The 14,650-nt window shown below is 71.7% G+C and carries 14 protein-coding genes and 1 pseudogene; 6 read left to right on the top strand and 9 right to left on the bottom strand.

Annotated features, from left to right (window positions below; genetic code table 11):
* The first annotated feature begins 67 nt into the window (after positions 1–67).
* Positions 68–520, top strand: coding sequence for a RidA family protein (locus tag KWI83_RS04795; RefSeq protein WP_218512996.1), 453 nt, complete (start codon positions 68–70; stop codon positions 518–520).
* Positions 517–963: pseudogene (locus tag KWI83_RS04790) on the top strand (GNAT family N-acetyltransferase); the annotation flags it as partial. The gene KWI83_RS04795 and the pseudogene KWI83_RS04790, both read left to right, overlap by 4 nt.
* Before the next feature lie 164 nt (positions 964–1,127).
* On the opposite strand, the gene pip reads toward KWI83_RS04790, so the two are convergent.
* Both pip and KWI83_RS04780 read right to left on the bottom strand, forming a co-directional pair.
* A complete protein-coding gene (gene pip / locus KWI83_RS04785) occupies positions 1,128–2,090 on the bottom strand; it encodes a prolyl aminopeptidase (protein WP_218512994.1) in 963 nt (320 codons plus the stop codon).
* A 37-nt stretch (positions 2,091–2,127) separates the two neighbouring features.
* On the bottom strand, positions 2,128–2,856 hold the full coding sequence (locus KWI83_RS04780) for a uracil-DNA glycosylase (protein WP_218512993.1): 729 nt from the start codon (positions 2,854–2,856) through the stop codon (positions 2,128–2,130).
* 105 nt (positions 2,857–2,961) lie between these two features.
* Between KWI83_RS04780 and KWI83_RS04775 the strand changes: the two genes are divergently transcribed.
* Entirely contained in the window at positions 2,962–3,777 is an 816-nt protein-coding gene (locus KWI83_RS04775) for an RNA-binding S4 domain-containing protein (RefSeq protein ID WP_256361760.1), read from the top strand.
* A gap of 360 nt (positions 3,778–4,137) precedes the next feature.
* Here the strand turns inward: KWI83_RS04775 and KWI83_RS04770 are convergent, their stop codons facing one another.
* Together KWI83_RS04770 and KWI83_RS04765 are read right to left on the bottom strand one after the other, a co-directional pair.
* A complete protein-coding gene (locus KWI83_RS04770) occupies positions 4,138–4,623 on the bottom strand; it encodes a DoxX family protein (RefSeq protein WP_218512992.1) in 486 nt (161 codons plus the stop codon).
* A gap of 134 nt (positions 4,624–4,757) precedes the next feature.
* A complete protein-coding gene (locus KWI83_RS04765; RefSeq protein ID WP_256361759.1) occupies positions 4,758–5,450 on the bottom strand; it encodes a bifunctional 2-polyprenyl-6-hydroxyphenol methylase/3-demethylubiquinol 3-O-methyltransferase UbiG in 693 nt (230 codons plus the stop codon).
* A gap of 194 nt (positions 5,451–5,644) precedes the next feature.
* On the opposite strand from KWI83_RS04765, the gene KWI83_RS04760 reads away from it, so the two are divergent.
* Positions 5,645–5,974 carry a DUF6343 family protein gene (locus KWI83_RS04760; protein ID WP_256361758.1) on the top strand — a complete coding sequence of 110 codons (330 nt, stop codon included), beginning with the start codon at positions 5,645–5,647 and terminating at the stop codon, positions 5,972–5,974.
* 117 nt (positions 5,975–6,091) lie between these two features.
* On the opposite strand, the gene KWI83_RS04755 is transcribed toward KWI83_RS04760, so the two are convergent.
* The 4 genes from KWI83_RS04755 to rpsA all read right to left on the bottom strand — a co-directional run bounded on the left by KWI83_RS04755 (position 6,092) and on the right by rpsA (position 9,950).
* A complete protein-coding gene (locus KWI83_RS04755) occupies positions 6,092–6,472 on the bottom strand; it encodes a tetratricopeptide repeat protein (protein WP_218512989.1) in 381 nt (126 codons plus the stop codon).
* Positions 6,473–6,572: 100 nt separating this feature from the next.
* Positions 6,573–7,205: a dephospho-CoA kinase gene (coaE, locus tag KWI83_RS04750; protein ID WP_218512988.1), complete on the bottom strand. Its 633-nt coding sequence runs from the start codon at positions 7,203–7,205 to the stop codon at positions 6,573–6,575.
* A 71-nt stretch (positions 7,206–7,276) separates the two neighbouring features.
* The gene (locus KWI83_RS04745) at positions 7,277–8,215 is read right to left on the bottom strand and encodes a PAC2 family protein (protein ID WP_218512987.1); all 939 of its coding nucleotides are present in this window, start codon (positions 8,213–8,215) and stop codon (positions 7,277–7,279) included.
* Between the two features lie 244 nt (positions 8,216–8,459).
* On the bottom strand, positions 8,460–9,950 hold the full coding sequence (rpsA, locus tag KWI83_RS04740) for a 30S ribosomal protein S1 (RefSeq protein ID WP_218512986.1): 1,491 nt from the start codon (positions 9,948–9,950) through the stop codon (positions 8,460–8,462).
* A 319-nt stretch (positions 9,951–10,269) separates the two neighbouring features.
* On the opposite strand from rpsA, the gene KWI83_RS04735 reads away from it, so the two are divergent.
* Both KWI83_RS04735 and hrpB read left to right on the top strand, forming a co-directional pair.
* A complete protein-coding gene (locus tag KWI83_RS04735; RefSeq protein ID WP_218512985.1) occupies positions 10,270–11,130 on the top strand; it encodes a class I SAM-dependent methyltransferase in 861 nt (286 codons plus the stop codon).
* 4 nt (positions 11,131–11,134) lie between these two features.
* Complete coding sequence (gene hrpB, locus KWI83_RS04730) at positions 11,135–13,660, top strand: ATP-dependent helicase HrpB (protein WP_218512984.1); 2,526 nt, start codon at positions 11,135–11,137, stop codon at positions 13,658–13,660.
* Here hrpB and KWI83_RS04725 read toward each other — a convergent pair.
* The gene (locus KWI83_RS04725; protein WP_218512983.1) at positions 13,650–14,642 is read right to left on the bottom strand and encodes a DUF3068 domain-containing protein; all 993 of its coding nucleotides are present in this window, start codon (positions 14,640–14,642) and stop codon (positions 13,650–13,652) included. The two genes, hrpB and KWI83_RS04725, sit on opposite strands and share 11 nt — an antisense overlap.
* Positions 14,643–14,650: the final 8 nt, after the last annotated feature.

Raw genomic sequence — 14,650 nt, 5'->3', positions numbered from 1 at the left:
CGACGGCTCCGATGATCGGCGGGTTGGCCGACGTACACCGTGTCCGACATGACCCTCAGGAGCCCTCGTGATCCATCGCGTCACAGTCCCCACCCTGTTCCCTCCCCCAACCTACTCCCACGCCTCCGTCGTCGAGGCCGGCACGAAGCTCGCCTTCCTCGCCGGTTCCGTGCCCCTCGACGCCGACGGGGACCTCGTCGGTGAGGGAGATCCCGTACGGCAGGCCGAGCAGGTGATCGCCAACCTTGAGGCGCAGCTGCGGGCGGTCGGCAGCGACTTGGAGCATGTTCTGTCGACCGACGTGTATGTCGTGAGCAGTGAGACAGCGGTGCTGTCCGCCGTCTGGGCGGTCGTCGAGGACTCCGGGCTGAGCCTCGGTCCCCACTCGTCGACGCTTCTCGGGGTGGCCTGCCTCGGATATACGGGGCAGTTGGTGGAGATCAGGGCCACTGCCATCGTTCCCGAGGAGCCGGCGGACGGCGTTGTTCCCGAAAGGCCGGCTCAGGGGGCGCGGCCATGAGCCCCGTCGTACTCCGCCGCGCCGTGGCCACCGACGCCGGTGCCGCGGCCGACGTCTGGCTGCGGTCGTTCGCCGCCGCGTTGCCGACGGTCGTTCGGCCACGCTCCGATGACGAGGTGCGGATGTATTTCCGGGAGGTGGTGGTGCTGCTGCGGGAGACCTGGGTGGCCGAGGCCGCCGATCGCATCGTCGGCCTCATGGTCCTCGACGGCGACGAACTCTCCCAGCTCTACCTCGACCCCGACTGGCGCGGCCGGGGCATCGGGGACCGCTTGGTCGCCCTCGCCAAGCAGCACCGCCCGAACGGCCTGACCCTGTGGACCTTCCAGGTCAACAAGCCCGCCCACCGCTTCTACGAGCGTCACGGCTTCGTCGCCGTCGAGTCCACGGACGGCAGCGGCAACGAGGAGCGGGAGCCCGACGTGCGGTATGTCTGGCGTCCGAGCACCCCTGAAACGGCCGAGTCGACCCCCATGTCCGCCGCTTCGGCAACGGCTTCGCGTAGCTCCCGATCCGGCTTGCCGTCAGCCCCGACTCCACCGGCGAGTCGGCCAGTTTGACGACCGGCACCCCCAACTCCTCGCCGGCCTGTTCGGCGAGGAGCCCGCTAGCGGGCCGCGTACCGGTCCGTCGCCGCCACCAGCACCTCCGTCATCCCCGGCGCACCCGCGTTGTGTCCCACCTCGTCGACCACGACCAACTCACTGCCGGGCCACGCGTGATGCAGCCGCCAGACGATGCCGAGCAGGTTGCCGAAGTCGACAGCGCCCTGGACGAGGGTGCCGGGGATGCCCTTCAGCAGATGCGCGTCGCGGAGCACCACGCCCTCGTCGTTGCCCTCGCCCAGGAAGTGGTCGTTGCCCCAGTAGTGCGTGACCGTACGGGCGAAGCCCATGCGGAACACCGGGTCCTCGTAGCGCGGCACGGAACGCGGCGGCGCGGGAACGACCGCCGTCTCCCAGTCCGTCCAGGCCCGCGCCGCCCGCTCCCGTACCGCCGCGTCCGGGGACTCCAGCAGCCGGTTGTAGGCGGCGGCGAGGTTGCCGTCACGATCGCCGTCCGGCAGTTCGCCGACGAACCGTTCGAAAGCCTCCGGGAAGATCTTGCCAAGCCCCCTGGTCATCAGTGCCACTTCGGCGTTCGAGCCCGTCGCGACACCGGTCAGCACCAGCTCGGACACCGCACCGGGATGCGTCTGCGCATACCGCAGTCCCAGCACCGACCCCCAGGACACCCCCCACACCAGCCACCGCTCGATCCCGAGGTGCCGCCGCAGCAGCTCCAGGTCGGCGATCACATGCGCCGTCGTGTTGACGCTCATGTCGGTGTCGTACGCGCTCGCGCTCGGCGTCGAACGCCCGCACCCGCGCTGGTCCAGCAGCACGATCCGGTACGCCGCCGGGTCGAAGTAGCGCCGGAAGGTCGGCGAGCACCCGGAGCCGGGCCCTCCGTGCAGCATCACCGCGGGCTTGCCGTGCGGGTTCCCGCAGGTCTCCCAGTAGATACGGTTGCCGTCACCGACGTCGAGCATGCCGTGGTCGTACGGTTCGATCTCCGCGTAGAGGCCCATCGGGGCACCGTAGCGTCGCCACGACGGCCCCGACCCCTCAGTTTCGCACCGCCAGCCCCGCCGTACGCGCCGCCCTGCGCAGGACCTCCCGCAGCATCTCCGGGGTGAGGCGGCCGGTGAAGGTGTTGCGCTGGCTGACGTGGAAGCAGCCGAAGAGGTCGAGGGCCGTGTGTCGGTCGGGGGCGGCAAGCCTCACCTGTGCGCCGTGCGCGAAGGCGGGCCTCGGTCTCGGCACCGTCCAGCCCGCCGCCGCGAACGCGGGCAACGCCGCCTGCCAGCCGAAGGCACCGAGCACGACCACCGCCCGCAGCGTCGGCCGCAGCAGGCACAGTTCCTGGACGAGCCAGGGGCGGCAGGTGTCGCGTTCCTCGGGTGTGGGCTTGTTGGCGGGTGGCGCGCAGTGCACCGGCGAGGTGACGCGGACGCCGTACAGCTCCAGGCCGTCGTCGGCCGACACGGACGTGGGCTGGGAGGCGAGCCCCACGGCGTACAGCGCCTCGTACAGTACGTCTCCGGAGCGGTCGCCGGTGAACATCCGGCCGGTCCGGTTCCCGCCGTGCGCCGCCGGGGCGAGGCCGACGATCAGCAGCCGGGCGTCCGGCGGACCGAAGCCCGGCACCGGCCGCCCCCAGTACGTCCAGTCGGCGAAGGCGGCGCGCTTGGTACGGGCAACCTCCTCACGCCACGCGACCAGCCGAGGGCACGCCCGGCAGCCCGCGATCCGCTGGTCGAGGCCGGGGAGACCGGCGGGGGCGCTGCTGTCCATGCGTCCACCGTAGATCCGTGCTCACCCCGGCGGCGGTGCCGGTCAGGGCGGGGCCGGAGGAAAAGCCGTCCAACGCATCCGGCCCGGGGGACTAAGGTCAGTGGCATGGCTTCCGATCGCATGGACAAGGCAGGCAGCGGCGGGACCAGCCGGAACGTCCCGGACACCACCGCGGCTCCGCCCGACGGACGTGCCTCTGAGACGCCCTTGGCCCGGGAGACCGACGGCCGAGAGGCAACGGGCGCCCAGCAGCCCCCCGTGGATCCGGCCGCCGACGTCCTGTCCGCCGACGCCCCGCAGCCCGAGGACCAGGGCGCCGACGCCCGGCAGCCCGCGCACCCGCCCGCCGTCGACCCCAAGGTCGCCGCCGCGATCGCCGCCGCCGAGGCGGCCGGTCCGGCGAACGGCGAGACCGTCCGCATCGACAGCTGGATCTGGTCTGTACGGCTGGTCAAGACCCGCTCCCAGGGCGCCGCGGCCTGCCGGGGCGGCCATGTGCGGCTGAACGGCGAGCGGGTCAAGCCCGCCCACGCGGTGCGCGTCGGCGACGAGGTGCGGCTCCGGCACGAGGGCCGGGAACGGATCGTCGTCGTCAAGCGGCTGATCCGCAAGCGGGTCGGCGCCCCGGTGGCCGTCCAGTGCTACATCGACAACAGCCCGCCGCCCCCGCCTCGCGAGGCCGTCGCCCCCGCCGGCATCCGCGACCGCGGCACGGGCCGCCCGACCAAGCGAGACCGCCGCGAACTGGAACGCCTGCGCGGCCTGGGCGGCTTGGGCGGCCCCGGTGGGCCAGGTGGGCTCGGAGGTCCCGGAGGACTCGGAGGCCCGGGTGGGCTCGGGGGCGCGGGTGGCGGTGCTGGCCGACCGGGTGGGGGCGTTGGCCGACCGGGCGGCCGGGGTGGCCGTCCCGGCGGGCGCTGACCTGCGGGCATCGGCCGGGCGGCACGGCGCGCTGCCAGGGATGTTGCGAAGGCGGCCGATGGATCTCGTCGACCCCCTTGGTCCGCTCCCTTCGTCGATCCCCTTGGTCGGCTCCCTTCGTCGATCGCCTCGGTCGGCTCCCTTCGTCGGCCCCCTCGGTGGCTCCCGTGGTCGGCCCCTTTGAGGAACCCTGGGAGCGCCCCGCCGACCCGGAAGGCACCGGCCGGGGCCGTCCCTCGCCCACCACGACGACGGCCGACGGGACACGCCCGACGTGCCCCACGGACACGGCCGAGGGGCACGCCGCCCCACCGGTCACCACCGCCGCCGTACGGTCGGCTGCGGTCGGTGCCCGTCCGCTCACCCCCGCCGCCGCAGCACCCTCATCAGCAGCTCCGCATTCTGCCCCCGCCGGGCCCAGGCGATCAGGGCGAGCGGCACCAGCAGGATCAAGGGTGTTGCCGCGTTCTGCCCCTCGAAGACCGTGAGCTGCACGATGAACGCACCCACCATCAGCGCGCCCAGCGATATCGCCGCGAGGGACTGGAGGAGCGGTACCAGCAGGGCGACCGCGCCGGCCAGTTCGAGGATGCCGATGGTGTACATCCCCGCAGTGCCCCAGCCCATGTCGGCGAAGAACTCGGTGGCCGAGGAGTGCCCGATCAACTTGGGCAGCGCGCTCGCGATCGCGTAGAAGAGCGCGAGGACCACCTGGAGCGCGCGCAGCGCGATACGGGCGCGGCGGCCCCGGGCGGTCGCGGACTCGGCCACGACGGCGGACGACGAAGCGGGCGTGACGGCCGCGTTGGACGCGACGGAGGCTACGGAAGCGGTGGTCTCGGACATGGGGATTCTCCTGTGTGAAGCGGTCCGTGATGCTGTCACAGAGGTAGACCCGCCCCCGGTCCGAACTCATCGCCGCCCGGCGGGAATTCCCGACCAGCCACAGGTCGGGCGAGCAGCGCCGCCCCTCCCCGTGCTCAGTCCGTCGCCCCCGGCCCAGCCACTGCCCTCACCCATATCCGATCCTCCGTCAGATACCTGTCCACTCTCAGCCCCACCTCTCCCAACGCCACCTCGAAGTCCTCCTTCGTCAACGGCCGGGCCCGGAACGTCTGTGTCCAGACGGCGTCCGGGAACTCGTACTCCGCGCGGACCGAGTTCGTGCCGTCCCCGATCGGCTCGGCCGACACGATCCGCACCGTGAAGCCGCTGGGATCGACCCGTTCGCGTGGCACGTTGGTGTGGTAGCCCTCGCCCTCCCGTTGGATCACCACGCAGCCGTCGTCCGCGAGATGCCGCACGCACGTCCGCAGCAGACCTCGCCGCACCTCCTCGTCCCCGGTGTTCACGAGGAACGACGCCAGCAGCACCGCGTCGAACCTCTCACCGAGGTCGAGCTTCTCGATCGGGCTGCATATCCTGCGCGCCCCGCGGACCCGTTCCAGCATCTCCGGGGACTCGTCCACCGCCGTGACCGTGCAGCCCCGCTCCAGCAGCGGGTGCGTCATACGGCCGACCCCGCTGCCCAGCTCCAGAAGGTGCGCCCCGGCGGGCACCGCGCCCGCGATGATGTCCGGCTCGTCCCCCACCGGCAGCCGTGAGTACAGTTCGACGGCGCAGCCGTCCGGTGTGATCGGCCCCGGTCCCGTCCCCTGATGTCCCGCTCGCATGGTCAGCCCCATGCCCGCCCAACGGCCCGCGCCCGCACGGCCGTTCCCACCTACCCCTAGTTCGCCCGTTCGAGTGACCCCGATGCCCTGCGCCGTTCTCCCAGCAGTGCCGCCGTCATACGGGGAGGCAGTCAGGCCCGAGATCCACCGCTGGAGAACACCCGCGCCGAAGAGTACTTTTCAAGCAAGGAGTGATGATCCCGATGCGTACGGGCAGTGAGCCGATGACCGCACGGAGTGCGCTGCGGTTGCGCTTGTGGCTGAGTGTGTGGGGGCTGGCCTGGGCGAGCTTCGGAACGATCGCCTTCACACTGGCCGGTCGCCCTGGCTGGGCGATCGCCTGCGGCGTGCTCTGGCTGTTGATGACCATCGACCTGGTCGTCATCGTCCGGCACATCCGCCAGGGCCCGCACTTCCAGCCAGGCCGGGACATCCCGCCGTACCGGCCCGTGGACGACCACGCACCGTACCGCGCTCCGGACGACCGCGCACGGCACCGGTCCCCGGACGACCGCACTCCGTAGCGCCCGTCCGTTCCTCCGCCTCCCGGCCCCGACTCCCCGTCGTATGACTCAACGCGTCCTGTGCCTCAACGCGTCCTGTGACTCAGATCGGTCCTAGGACTCAACCCGCCCTACGGCTCAGCCGTCGAAACGCGCCGCCTTCAGATACTCCGGGTTCGGATCCAGCGCGGCCGCCAGCCGGAAATGCCGCTTGGCCTGCTCCGGCCGCCCCTGCCGCTCGTACGTACGCGCGAGCGCGAAATGCGCGAACGCGTTGTCCGGCTCGCGCTCCAGCACGATGGTGAACTCCAGCTCAGCAGGCCGCAGTTGCGCAGCGGCGAAGAACGCCCGCGCGCGCAGCAGCCGGGCCGCGGTGTTCTCGGGGTGCGCGGCGATGACGGGGTCGAGCAGCTTCACCGCGCCGCGCGGATCGCGCGCGGCGAGCAGCTGCTCGGCGGCGCGGAAGTCGATGACATGCGTCTCCGGCGAACGTCCGTTCGAACCGCTGGTCTCGGGCACGGCTGAATCCTTCCCTTACTGGCCGGATTCAACGCCCGTTCACCCGGCCCCTATTCCCGAGCGGCTGGTGGCCGTCACAGCCAGGACAGTTCCGTCGCCGCTACTCCCCGGGCGACTCTTCCGGCGACTTCCGGGACACGTGCGCCCGGCGTACCAGCTCCGCCCACACGTCCTTCACGCGCCGCCGCAGCTCCGGCAGCGGTACGTCGTTGTCGATCACGATGTCCGCGATCTGCAGGCGCTTCTCCCGCGTCGCCTGGGCGGCCATACGCGCGCGTGCGTCCTCCTCGGTCATGCCCCGCAGCCGTACGAGCCGGTCGAGCTGGGTCTCGGGGTCGGCGTCGACGACGATCACGAGGTCGTACAGCGGCGCCAGGCCGTTCTCGGCGAGCAGCGGGACGTCGTGGACGACGACGGCGTCCTCGGCGGCCGCGGCCTCCAGCTCGCGGGAGCGGGCACCCACCAGGGGGTGCACGATCGAGTTCAGGACGGCCAGCTTCTCCGGGTCGGCGAAGACGATGGAGCCGAGTCTGGGCCGGTCCAGGGCGCCGTCCGGGGTCAGCACCTCCTCGCCGAAGGCCTCGACGACCGCGGCGAGACCGGGCGTGCCGGGCGCGACCACCTCGCGCGCGATGCGGTCCGCGTCGATCAGCACGGCTCCGCACTCCACGAGCAGCCGCGACACCTCGCTCTTGCCGGCGCCGATCCCGCCGGTCAGGCCCACCTTCAGCATGAGCGGAAGCTTAGGCCCTGCCGGTGACAACGCACCCGACCGGGCGACCACCGGCCGCCCGGTCGGCCCCCTCAGTTGTCCCCTTCACGTTCCGCCAGGAACCGCTCGAACTCCCGCCCGATCTCGTCCGCCGACGGAATCTCCACCGGCTCGGCGATCATGTTGCCGCGGGTCTCGGCGCCTGCGACGGCGTCGTACTGGTGCTCCAGGCCCTGGACGAGGGCGGTGAGTTCCTCGTCGCCCTCCTGGATCTGCCGGTCGATCTCGGTCTGGGTGCGGTGCGCGTCCGTGCGCAGGGCGTGCGCGATGCCGGGCAGGACCAGTCCCGTGGCGGCCGTGATGGCCTCCAGGACGGTCAGCGCCGCGTCGGGGTACGGGGAGCGGGCGATGTAGTGCGGGACGTGCGCGGCGACGCCCAGGACGTCGTGCCCGGCCTGCATCAGGCGGTACTCGACGAGCGACTCGGCGCTGCCGGGTACCTGGGCCTCGTCGAAGGGGCTGCGGTGGCCCGGTACGAGGTCGGTGCGGTTGCCGTGCGGGGTGAGGCCCACCGGGCGGGTGTGCGGGACGCCCATGGGGATGCCGTGGAAGTTCACGGCGAGGCGTACGCCGAGACGCTCCACGATCTGCTCCACGGCCGCGGCGAAGCGCTCCCACTCCACGTCCGGCTCCGGGCCGGACAGCAGCAAAAAGGGCGCCCCGGTGGCGTCCTGGACGAGCCGTACGGCCAGCGTGGGCTCCTCGTAGGCGGTCCAGCGGTCACGCCTGAAGGTCAGCAGCGGACGGCGGGCGCGGTAGTCCACGAGCCGGTCGTGGTCGAAGCGGGCGACGACCTGGTGGGGCAGCGAGTCGAGGAGCCGGTCGACGATCTGGTCGCCGGTCTCGCCCGCGTCGATGTATCCCTCGAAGTGGTAGAGCATGACAAGGCCGGCCGACTCCTGGGCGAGCGCCATGTCGACGACGGCCAGGCCCTTCGGCTCCCACGTGTACAAACCCTGCGGATCAAGCACTGTGACCGCTCCTCCTCGTGTCCGTACGTCACAACGCCCTTACAGGCGTGGGCATTCCCGAAGGAGGGGGCCATGATCTTGAAAACGGATCGACGACGCCCCTGAGGGGAGCGAGGAACTGCGCGACAAGCCCCCACAAAGCCGCACCCGAACGACAAGCACCAGGGCAACACCAGAGGGGCCGCACCTCGAAAGTCGAAAGGTACGGCCCCTCAGTCAGCGGCTAAGCCTCAGCGGTGAGCGTTCAGCTCTGCCCACCCGCCAGCTTCTCGCGCAGCGCGGCCAGCGCCTCGTCCGAGGCCAGCGCGCCGGAGTTGTCGGCGCCCTCGGAGGAGTACGAACCGCCGGTCGCGGCCGGAGCGGCGGCCTCGCCGCCCTCGGCGGCAGCGGCGGCGTCCGCCTCGCGGGACTTGATGACCTGCTGCTGGTGCTGCTCGAAGCGGGCCTGCGCCTCGGCGTACTGGCGCTCCCACTCCTCGCGCTGCTTCTCGTAGCCCGGCAGCCAGTCGTTGGTCTCCGGGTCGAAGCCCTCGGGGTAGATGTAGTTGCCCTGGTCGTCGTAGGACGCGGCCATGCCGTAGAGGGTCGGGTCGAACTCGACCGAGGCCGGGTCGGCACCGAAGGACTCGTTGGCCTGCTTCAGCGAGAGGCTGATGCGACGGCGCTCGAGGTCGATGTCGATGACCTTGACGAAGATCTCGTCGTTGACCTGGACGACCTGCTCCGGGATCTCCACGTGGCGCTCGGCCAGCTCGGAGATGTGGACCAGACCCTCGATGCCCTCGTCCACGCGGACGAACGCACCGAACGGAACCAGCTTCGTGACCTTGCCGGGCACGACCTGGCCGATCTGGTGGGTGCGGGCGAACTGCTGCCACGGGTCTTCCTGGGTCGCCTTCAGCGACAGGGAGACGCGCTCGCGGTCCATGTCGACGTCGAGGACCTCGACGGTGACCTCCTGGCCCACCTCGACGACCTCGGAGGGGTGGTCGATGTGCTTCCAGGACAGCTCGGAGACGTGGACCAGACCGTCGACGCCACCCAGGTCCACGAAGGCACCGAAGTTGACGATCGAGGAGACGACGCCGGAACGGACCTGACCCTTCTGGAGGGTGGTGAGGAACGTCTGGCGGACCTCGGACTGGGTCTGCTCCAGCCAGGCACGGCGGGACAGCACCACGTTGTTGCGGTTCTTGTCCAGCTCGATGATCTTGGCCTCGAGCTCCTTGCCGACGTACGGCTGGAGGTCGCGGACGCGGCGCATCTCGACCAGGGAGGCCGGAAGGAAGCCACGGAGGCCGATGTCGAGGATGAGACCACCCTTGACGACCTCGATGACGGTACCGGTGACGATGCCGTCCTCTTCCTTGATCTTCTCGATGGTGCCCCAGGCACGCTCGTACTGGGCACGCTTCTTCGAGAGGATCAGGCGGCCTTCCTTGTCCTCCTTCTGGAGGACCAGGGCCTCGATCTCGTCGCCGACGGCGACGACCTCGTTCGGGTCGACGTCGTGCTTGATCGAGAGCTCGCGGCTCGGGATGACACCTTCGGTCTTGTAACCGATGTCGAGCAGGACCTCGTCCCGGTCGACCTTCACGATGACGCCGTCGACGATGTCGCCGTCGTTGAAGTACTTGATCGTCTCGTCGATCGCTGCGAGGAAGGCTTCCTCGTTACCGATGTCGTTGACCGCTACCTGCGGGGTGGTGGCGGTGGTCTCGGTGCTGCTCGTCATGTGGGAAAGGGCTCCGGTACGGACATTGAAGTCGTAGGTACTGCTTACGCCGGGAGCCCGTTTCGCTCTGCAGAAGCCGGACAGCCAAGGAAGCGCCCCACCAGTGACTGGTGATGGCGCCTCGACAACCGAGGGGACATACAACAGATGCGAGCGCAGCCTGCTACGTCTGAGGTGCGCAGGCCCGCAGCGCAACTTGTAGCATACGGGGGCAGCCGGACAGGGTCAATGCGCGAAGCCGCACACCCGGGGCGGATCGCCCCATACCCGGCACAAAACCTGTCTCTTGAGGCCACGCGAGCCCTGGGGCGCCCCTCCAGTGACACCCCCGGGACGGGTTGGACGGAAGATTACGACGAGGGAGCCGATCATCCAAGAGCCGGAAGCGTTCGAACCGGAAGCCACCCGGCGTACCGCGGATCTCACGGAGAGCGCCCGGGCCAACCGGGGCTGGTGGGACCGCAACGCGGACGAGTACCAGACCGAGCACGGCGCGTTCCTCGGCGACGACCGTTTCGTGTGGGGTCCCGAGGGCCTGGACGAGGTGGAGGCGGAGCTGCTCGGCCGCCCGGAGGAGCTGAAGGGCAGGGACGTCCTGGAGATCGGCGCCGGCGCGGCCCAGTGCGCCCGCTGGCTGGCCGCGCAGGGCGCCCGCCCGGTCGCCCTCGACCTTTCCCACCGCCAGCTCCAGCACGCGCTGCGCATCGGCGGATCGTTCCCTCTGGTGTGCGCCGACGCGGCCGCCCTGCCCTTCGCGGACGCCTCCTTCGACCTGGCGTGCTCGGCGTACGGGGCGCTGCCGTTCGTCGCCGATCCGGTGCTGGTGCTGCGGGAGGTGCGGCGGGTGCTGCGCCCCGGGGGCCGTTTCGTCTTCTCCGTGACCCACCCGATCCGCTGGGCGTTCCCGGACGAGCCCGGTCCGGAGGGCCTGTCGGTCGCGGCCTCGTACTTCGACCGCACGCCCTACGTCGAGCAGGACGCGGAGGGCCGCGCGGTCTACGTCGAGCACCACCGGACGCTCGGCGACCGCGTGCGGGACATCGTGGCGGCGGGCTTCCACCTGGTGGACCTGGTGGAGCCGGAGTGGCCTGCCTGGAACACCTCGGAGTGGGGTGGCTGGTCGCCGTTGCGGGGCAACTTCATCCCGGGGACGGCGATCTTCGTGTGCGTACGAGACTGAGCGCGTGATCCGTGACGACGCCCTGGAGGCGCTGCCCGTACGTACCGCACTGCCCGCCCTGCACGAGGCCCTGGACGGACACGGCACGGCCGTCCTCGTCGCGCCGCCGGGCACGGGCAAGACGACGCTGGTGCCGCTCGCGCTGGCGGGGCTGCTCGGCGAGGGGCCGACCCGGCGGGTGGTCGTGGCCGAGCCGCGGCGGATCGCGGCGCGGGCGGCGGCGCGGCGGATGGCGTGGCTGCTGGGCGAGCAGGTCGGCGAGAGCGTCGGCCACACCGTGCGCGGGGAACGGGTCGTCGGGCGGCACGCGCGCGTGGAGGTCGTCACGACCGGTGTGCTGCTGCAGCGGCTCCAGCGGGACCAGGAGCTGAGCGGCGTCGACGTGGTGGTGCTCGACGAGTGCCATGAGCGGCATCTGGACGCGGACACGGTGGCGGCGTTCCTGTGGGACGTGCGGGAGGCGCTGCGGCCGGAGCTGCGGTTGGTGGCCGCTTCGGCGACGACCGACGCGGAGGGCTGGGCGCGGCTGCTGGGCGGGGCTCCCGTGGTCGCGGCGGAGGGTGCCTCGTACCCGGTCGAGGTGGTGTGGGCGCCGCCGGTGCGTCCGGTACGGCCGCCGCACGGCATGCGGGTCGATCCGGCGCTGCTCGGCCATGTGGCGTCGGTGGTGCGGCGGGCGTTGGCCGAACGGGCGGGGGACGTGCTGTGTTTCCTGCCCGGTGTCGGGGAGATCGCGCGGGTCGCCGGGCAGCTGGGGGATGTGGGGGACGTCGAGGTGCTGCAGGTGCACGGGCGGGCACCGGCGGACGTGCAGGACGCGGTGCTGTCGCCGGGGGCGCGGCGCCGGGTGGTGCTGGCGACGTCCGTGGCCGAGTCGTCGCTGACGGTTCCCGGGGTGCGGGTGGTGGTCGACTCGGGGCTGGCGCGGGAGCCGCGGGTGGATCACGCGCGCGGGTTGAGCGCGCTGACGACGGTACGGGCGTCGCGGGCGGCCGGGCGGCAGCGAGCGGGGCGGGCCGGGCGGGAGGCGCCGGGGGTGGTGTACCGGTGCTGGGCGGAGGCCGAGGACGCGCGTCTGCCGCGGTTCCCGGCGCCGGAGATCCAGGTGGCCGATCTGACGGCGTTCGCGCTGCAGGCGGCCTGCTGGGGGGATCCGGAGGCGTCCGGACTGGCGTTGCTGGATCCGCCGCCGGATGGGGCGATGGCGGCGGCGCGGAGTGTGCTGCGGGCGGTGGGGGCTGTCGACTCCGGTGGGCGGGCGACGGAGCGGGGGGTGGCGCTGGCTCGGCTGGGGCTGCATCCGCGGTTGGGGCGGGCGTTGCTCGATGCGGCTCCGCTGGTCGGGGCCGAGCGGGCTGCCGAGGTCGTCGCTCTGCTGAGTGAGGAGGCGCCTCGGGACTACGGGGACGATCTGGCCGCTGCGTTGCGGGTTGCCCGGCGTGGGGGCGACGCCTATTCGGGGCGGTGGCGTGCGGAAGTACGGCGGCTGCGGGCCGTGGTGGCGGAGTCTGCGCAGCCGCCCACCCGCTACGGGGCCGTGGCCGCACCTGACGACGTGTCGGCGTCCGCCGTCGGGGTCGTCGCCGCGCTCGCCTTCCCGGAGCGTGTCGCCAAGGCCGACGGCGGCTCGTATCTCATGGTCTCCGGGACCCGCGCCGAGCTCGGGGAGGCCTCATCCCTGCGCGGAGCGCCCTGGATCGCGGTGGCCGTCGCCGATCGCCCCCTCGGCAAGGGGCACGCGCGCGTGCGGCTCGCCGCCGAGGTGGACGAGGAGGTCGCCCGGCGCGCCGCGGGCGCCTTCCACACCGAGGCGCAGGAGGTGCACTGGGCCGACGGCGACGTCGTCGCACGGCGGGTCGAACGGCTCGGGGCCGTGGAGTGGGCGGTGCGGCGGCTGTCCGACGCCGCCTCCGGCCTCGTACGCGAGGCGCTGCTGGACGGGCTGCGCCGGGAAGGGTTCGGGTTGTTGCGGTGGTCGCGGGAGGCGGACGTACTGCGGCAGCGGCTCGCCTTTGTGCGGCTGCATGTCGGGGAGCCGTGGCCGGACGTGTCCGACGAGGCGCTGCACGCGCGCGTGGAGGAGTGGCTGGAGCCGGAGCTGAGCCGGGCGCGGCGGCGCAGTGATCTGGCGCGGATCGATGCCGGGGAGGCGCTGGCCCGGTTGCTGCCCTGGGCCTGCGGGGAGGCGGCGCGGCTTGATGAGCTCGCCCCCGAGCGGATCACCGTACCGAGTGGGTCCAGAATCCGGATCGACTACACGGATCCCGAACGGCCCGTCCTCGCCGTGAAGTTGCAGGAGATGTTCGGGCTGCAGCAGTCACCGGCCGTCGCCGGGGTCCCCGTGCTCGTGCATCTGCTCTCCCCCGCCGGGCGCCCCGCCGCCGTCACCGCCGACCTCGCCTCCTTCTGGCGGGACGGCTACAAGGGCGTACGAGCGGAGTTGCGCGGCCGCTACCCCAGGCATCCGTGGCCCGAGGACCCCGCCACCGCCGAGCCCACCCGGCACACCAACGCGCGGCTCAGGCGCTGACCGGTGCCGGTCGCGTGGCCTCCTCGGGGGCCGGGTCGCCGGGGCGGCGGCCACGGGCCTCCAGGTACAGGGCGAGCGCGAGCAGCAGGGCGCCCAGGGTCAGGAAGCCCCAGGGCAGGTACGAGGTCATCAGCAGGACCAGGGTGCGGTTGGACTTGACCAGGTCGACCGTGTGGTCGATGTAGTCCTCGCGCATCTTCACATGGCCGGCGAACGCCGTGACCTTGTCGCGCCCGCCGAGCAGGGTGCCGCCGCGGAGTTCCTCCTTGTGGATCTCCTCTCCGTAGACGGGGGCGCCGGTCAGCGGTTCCACCCAGAACTTGCGGACCGTGGTGTACCAGCGGGTGGTCCCGGTCTCGGCGACGGTCTCGGGGGTGATGCCCTCGACGGGCATGGCCTTGGGGAACGGGACCTTCGTCCAGGGGATCGTCTGCTCGAAGTAGTAGACCTCGACGCCACGGAAGGTCTGGGTGCCCTTGTAGTGGATGGGCGCGGTCGTGCGCGCTTGTGCGTCGAAGTACTCGTAGTTTCGTTTTTCGGTCAGGAACGGCCATTTGAACTCGATGCCCTCGCGCCGCACAGGGTCGCCGTCGACCATCTCGCCGGTGGCGTGGACGGGTTCCTGGGTGTGGGCGTCGAAGATGTACCGCTCGGGGACCTTGGAGACCATCCTGCCGTCGGGGCCCTGGACGTAGGACAGGCCGTCCCAGACGACGACGTCCCGCCCCGCCGTCCGCTCGATCCGTTCGGAGGCCTCCACGTTGCCCTTGAGGGTCTGCACGATGGTCACCTTGGGGACCTTGCGGGCCTGCATGGTGCCGTAGTCGAGAAGGGTGGCGTCCTTCGCCTCCAGGACCATGTCCTGGTACTGGTTGGGCGGGATCTTGGCGAGGCGCGGGAAGGCGTACCAGCGCAGCAGTGGGGACAGCGCCGCGAAGAACACGGCGAGGGCGAGCAGAATGAGGCTGGTCCTGCGGCGCATCTCGGTCT

Source organism: Streptomyces sp. TRM70350 (genome assembly GCF_019219825.1).
Lineage (GTDB): Bacteria > Actinomycetota > Actinomycetes > Streptomycetales > Streptomycetaceae > Streptomyces.
Note: the sequence above shows the minus strand (reverse complement) of the source record. Positions and strands in the feature narration are given on the sequence as shown.

Excerpts from the sequence above, each read along its gene's own strand:
- pip (WP_218512994.1), bottom strand. The coding sequence starts at position 2,090 with ATGGGCCTCTACGCGGAGATCGAACCGTACGACCACGGCATGCTCGAC.
- KWI83_RS04780 (WP_218512993.1), bottom strand. The coding sequence starts at position 2,856 with ATGGACAGCAGCGCCCCCGCCGGTCTCCCCGGCCTCGACCAGCGGATC.
- coaE (WP_218512988.1), bottom strand. The coding sequence starts at position 7,205 with ATGCTGAAGGTGGGCCTGACCGGCGGGATCGGCGCCGGCAAGAGCGAG.
- KWI83_RS04760 (WP_256361758.1), top strand. The coding sequence starts at position 5,645 with ATGATCCCGATGCGTACGGGCAGTGAGCCGATGACCGCACGGAGTGCG.
- KWI83_RS04775 (WP_256361760.1), top strand. The coding sequence starts at position 2,962 with ATGGCTTCCGATCGCATGGACAAGGCAGGCAGCGGCGGGACCAGCCGG.
- rpsA (WP_218512986.1), bottom strand. The coding sequence starts at position 9,950 with ATGACGAGCAGCACCGAGACCACCGCCACCACCCCGCAGGTAGCGGTC.
- KWI83_RS04765 (WP_256361759.1), bottom strand. The coding sequence starts at position 5,450 with ATGCGAGCGGGACATCAGGGGACGGGACCGGGGCCGATCACACCGGAC.
- KWI83_RS04770 (WP_218512992.1), bottom strand. The coding sequence starts at position 4,623 with ATGTCCGAGACCACCGCTTCCGTAGCCTCCGTCGCGTCCAACGCGGCC.
- KWI83_RS04725 (WP_218512983.1), bottom strand. The coding sequence starts at position 14,642 with ATGCGCCGCAGGACCAGCCTCATTCTGCTCGCCCTCGCCGTGTTCTTC.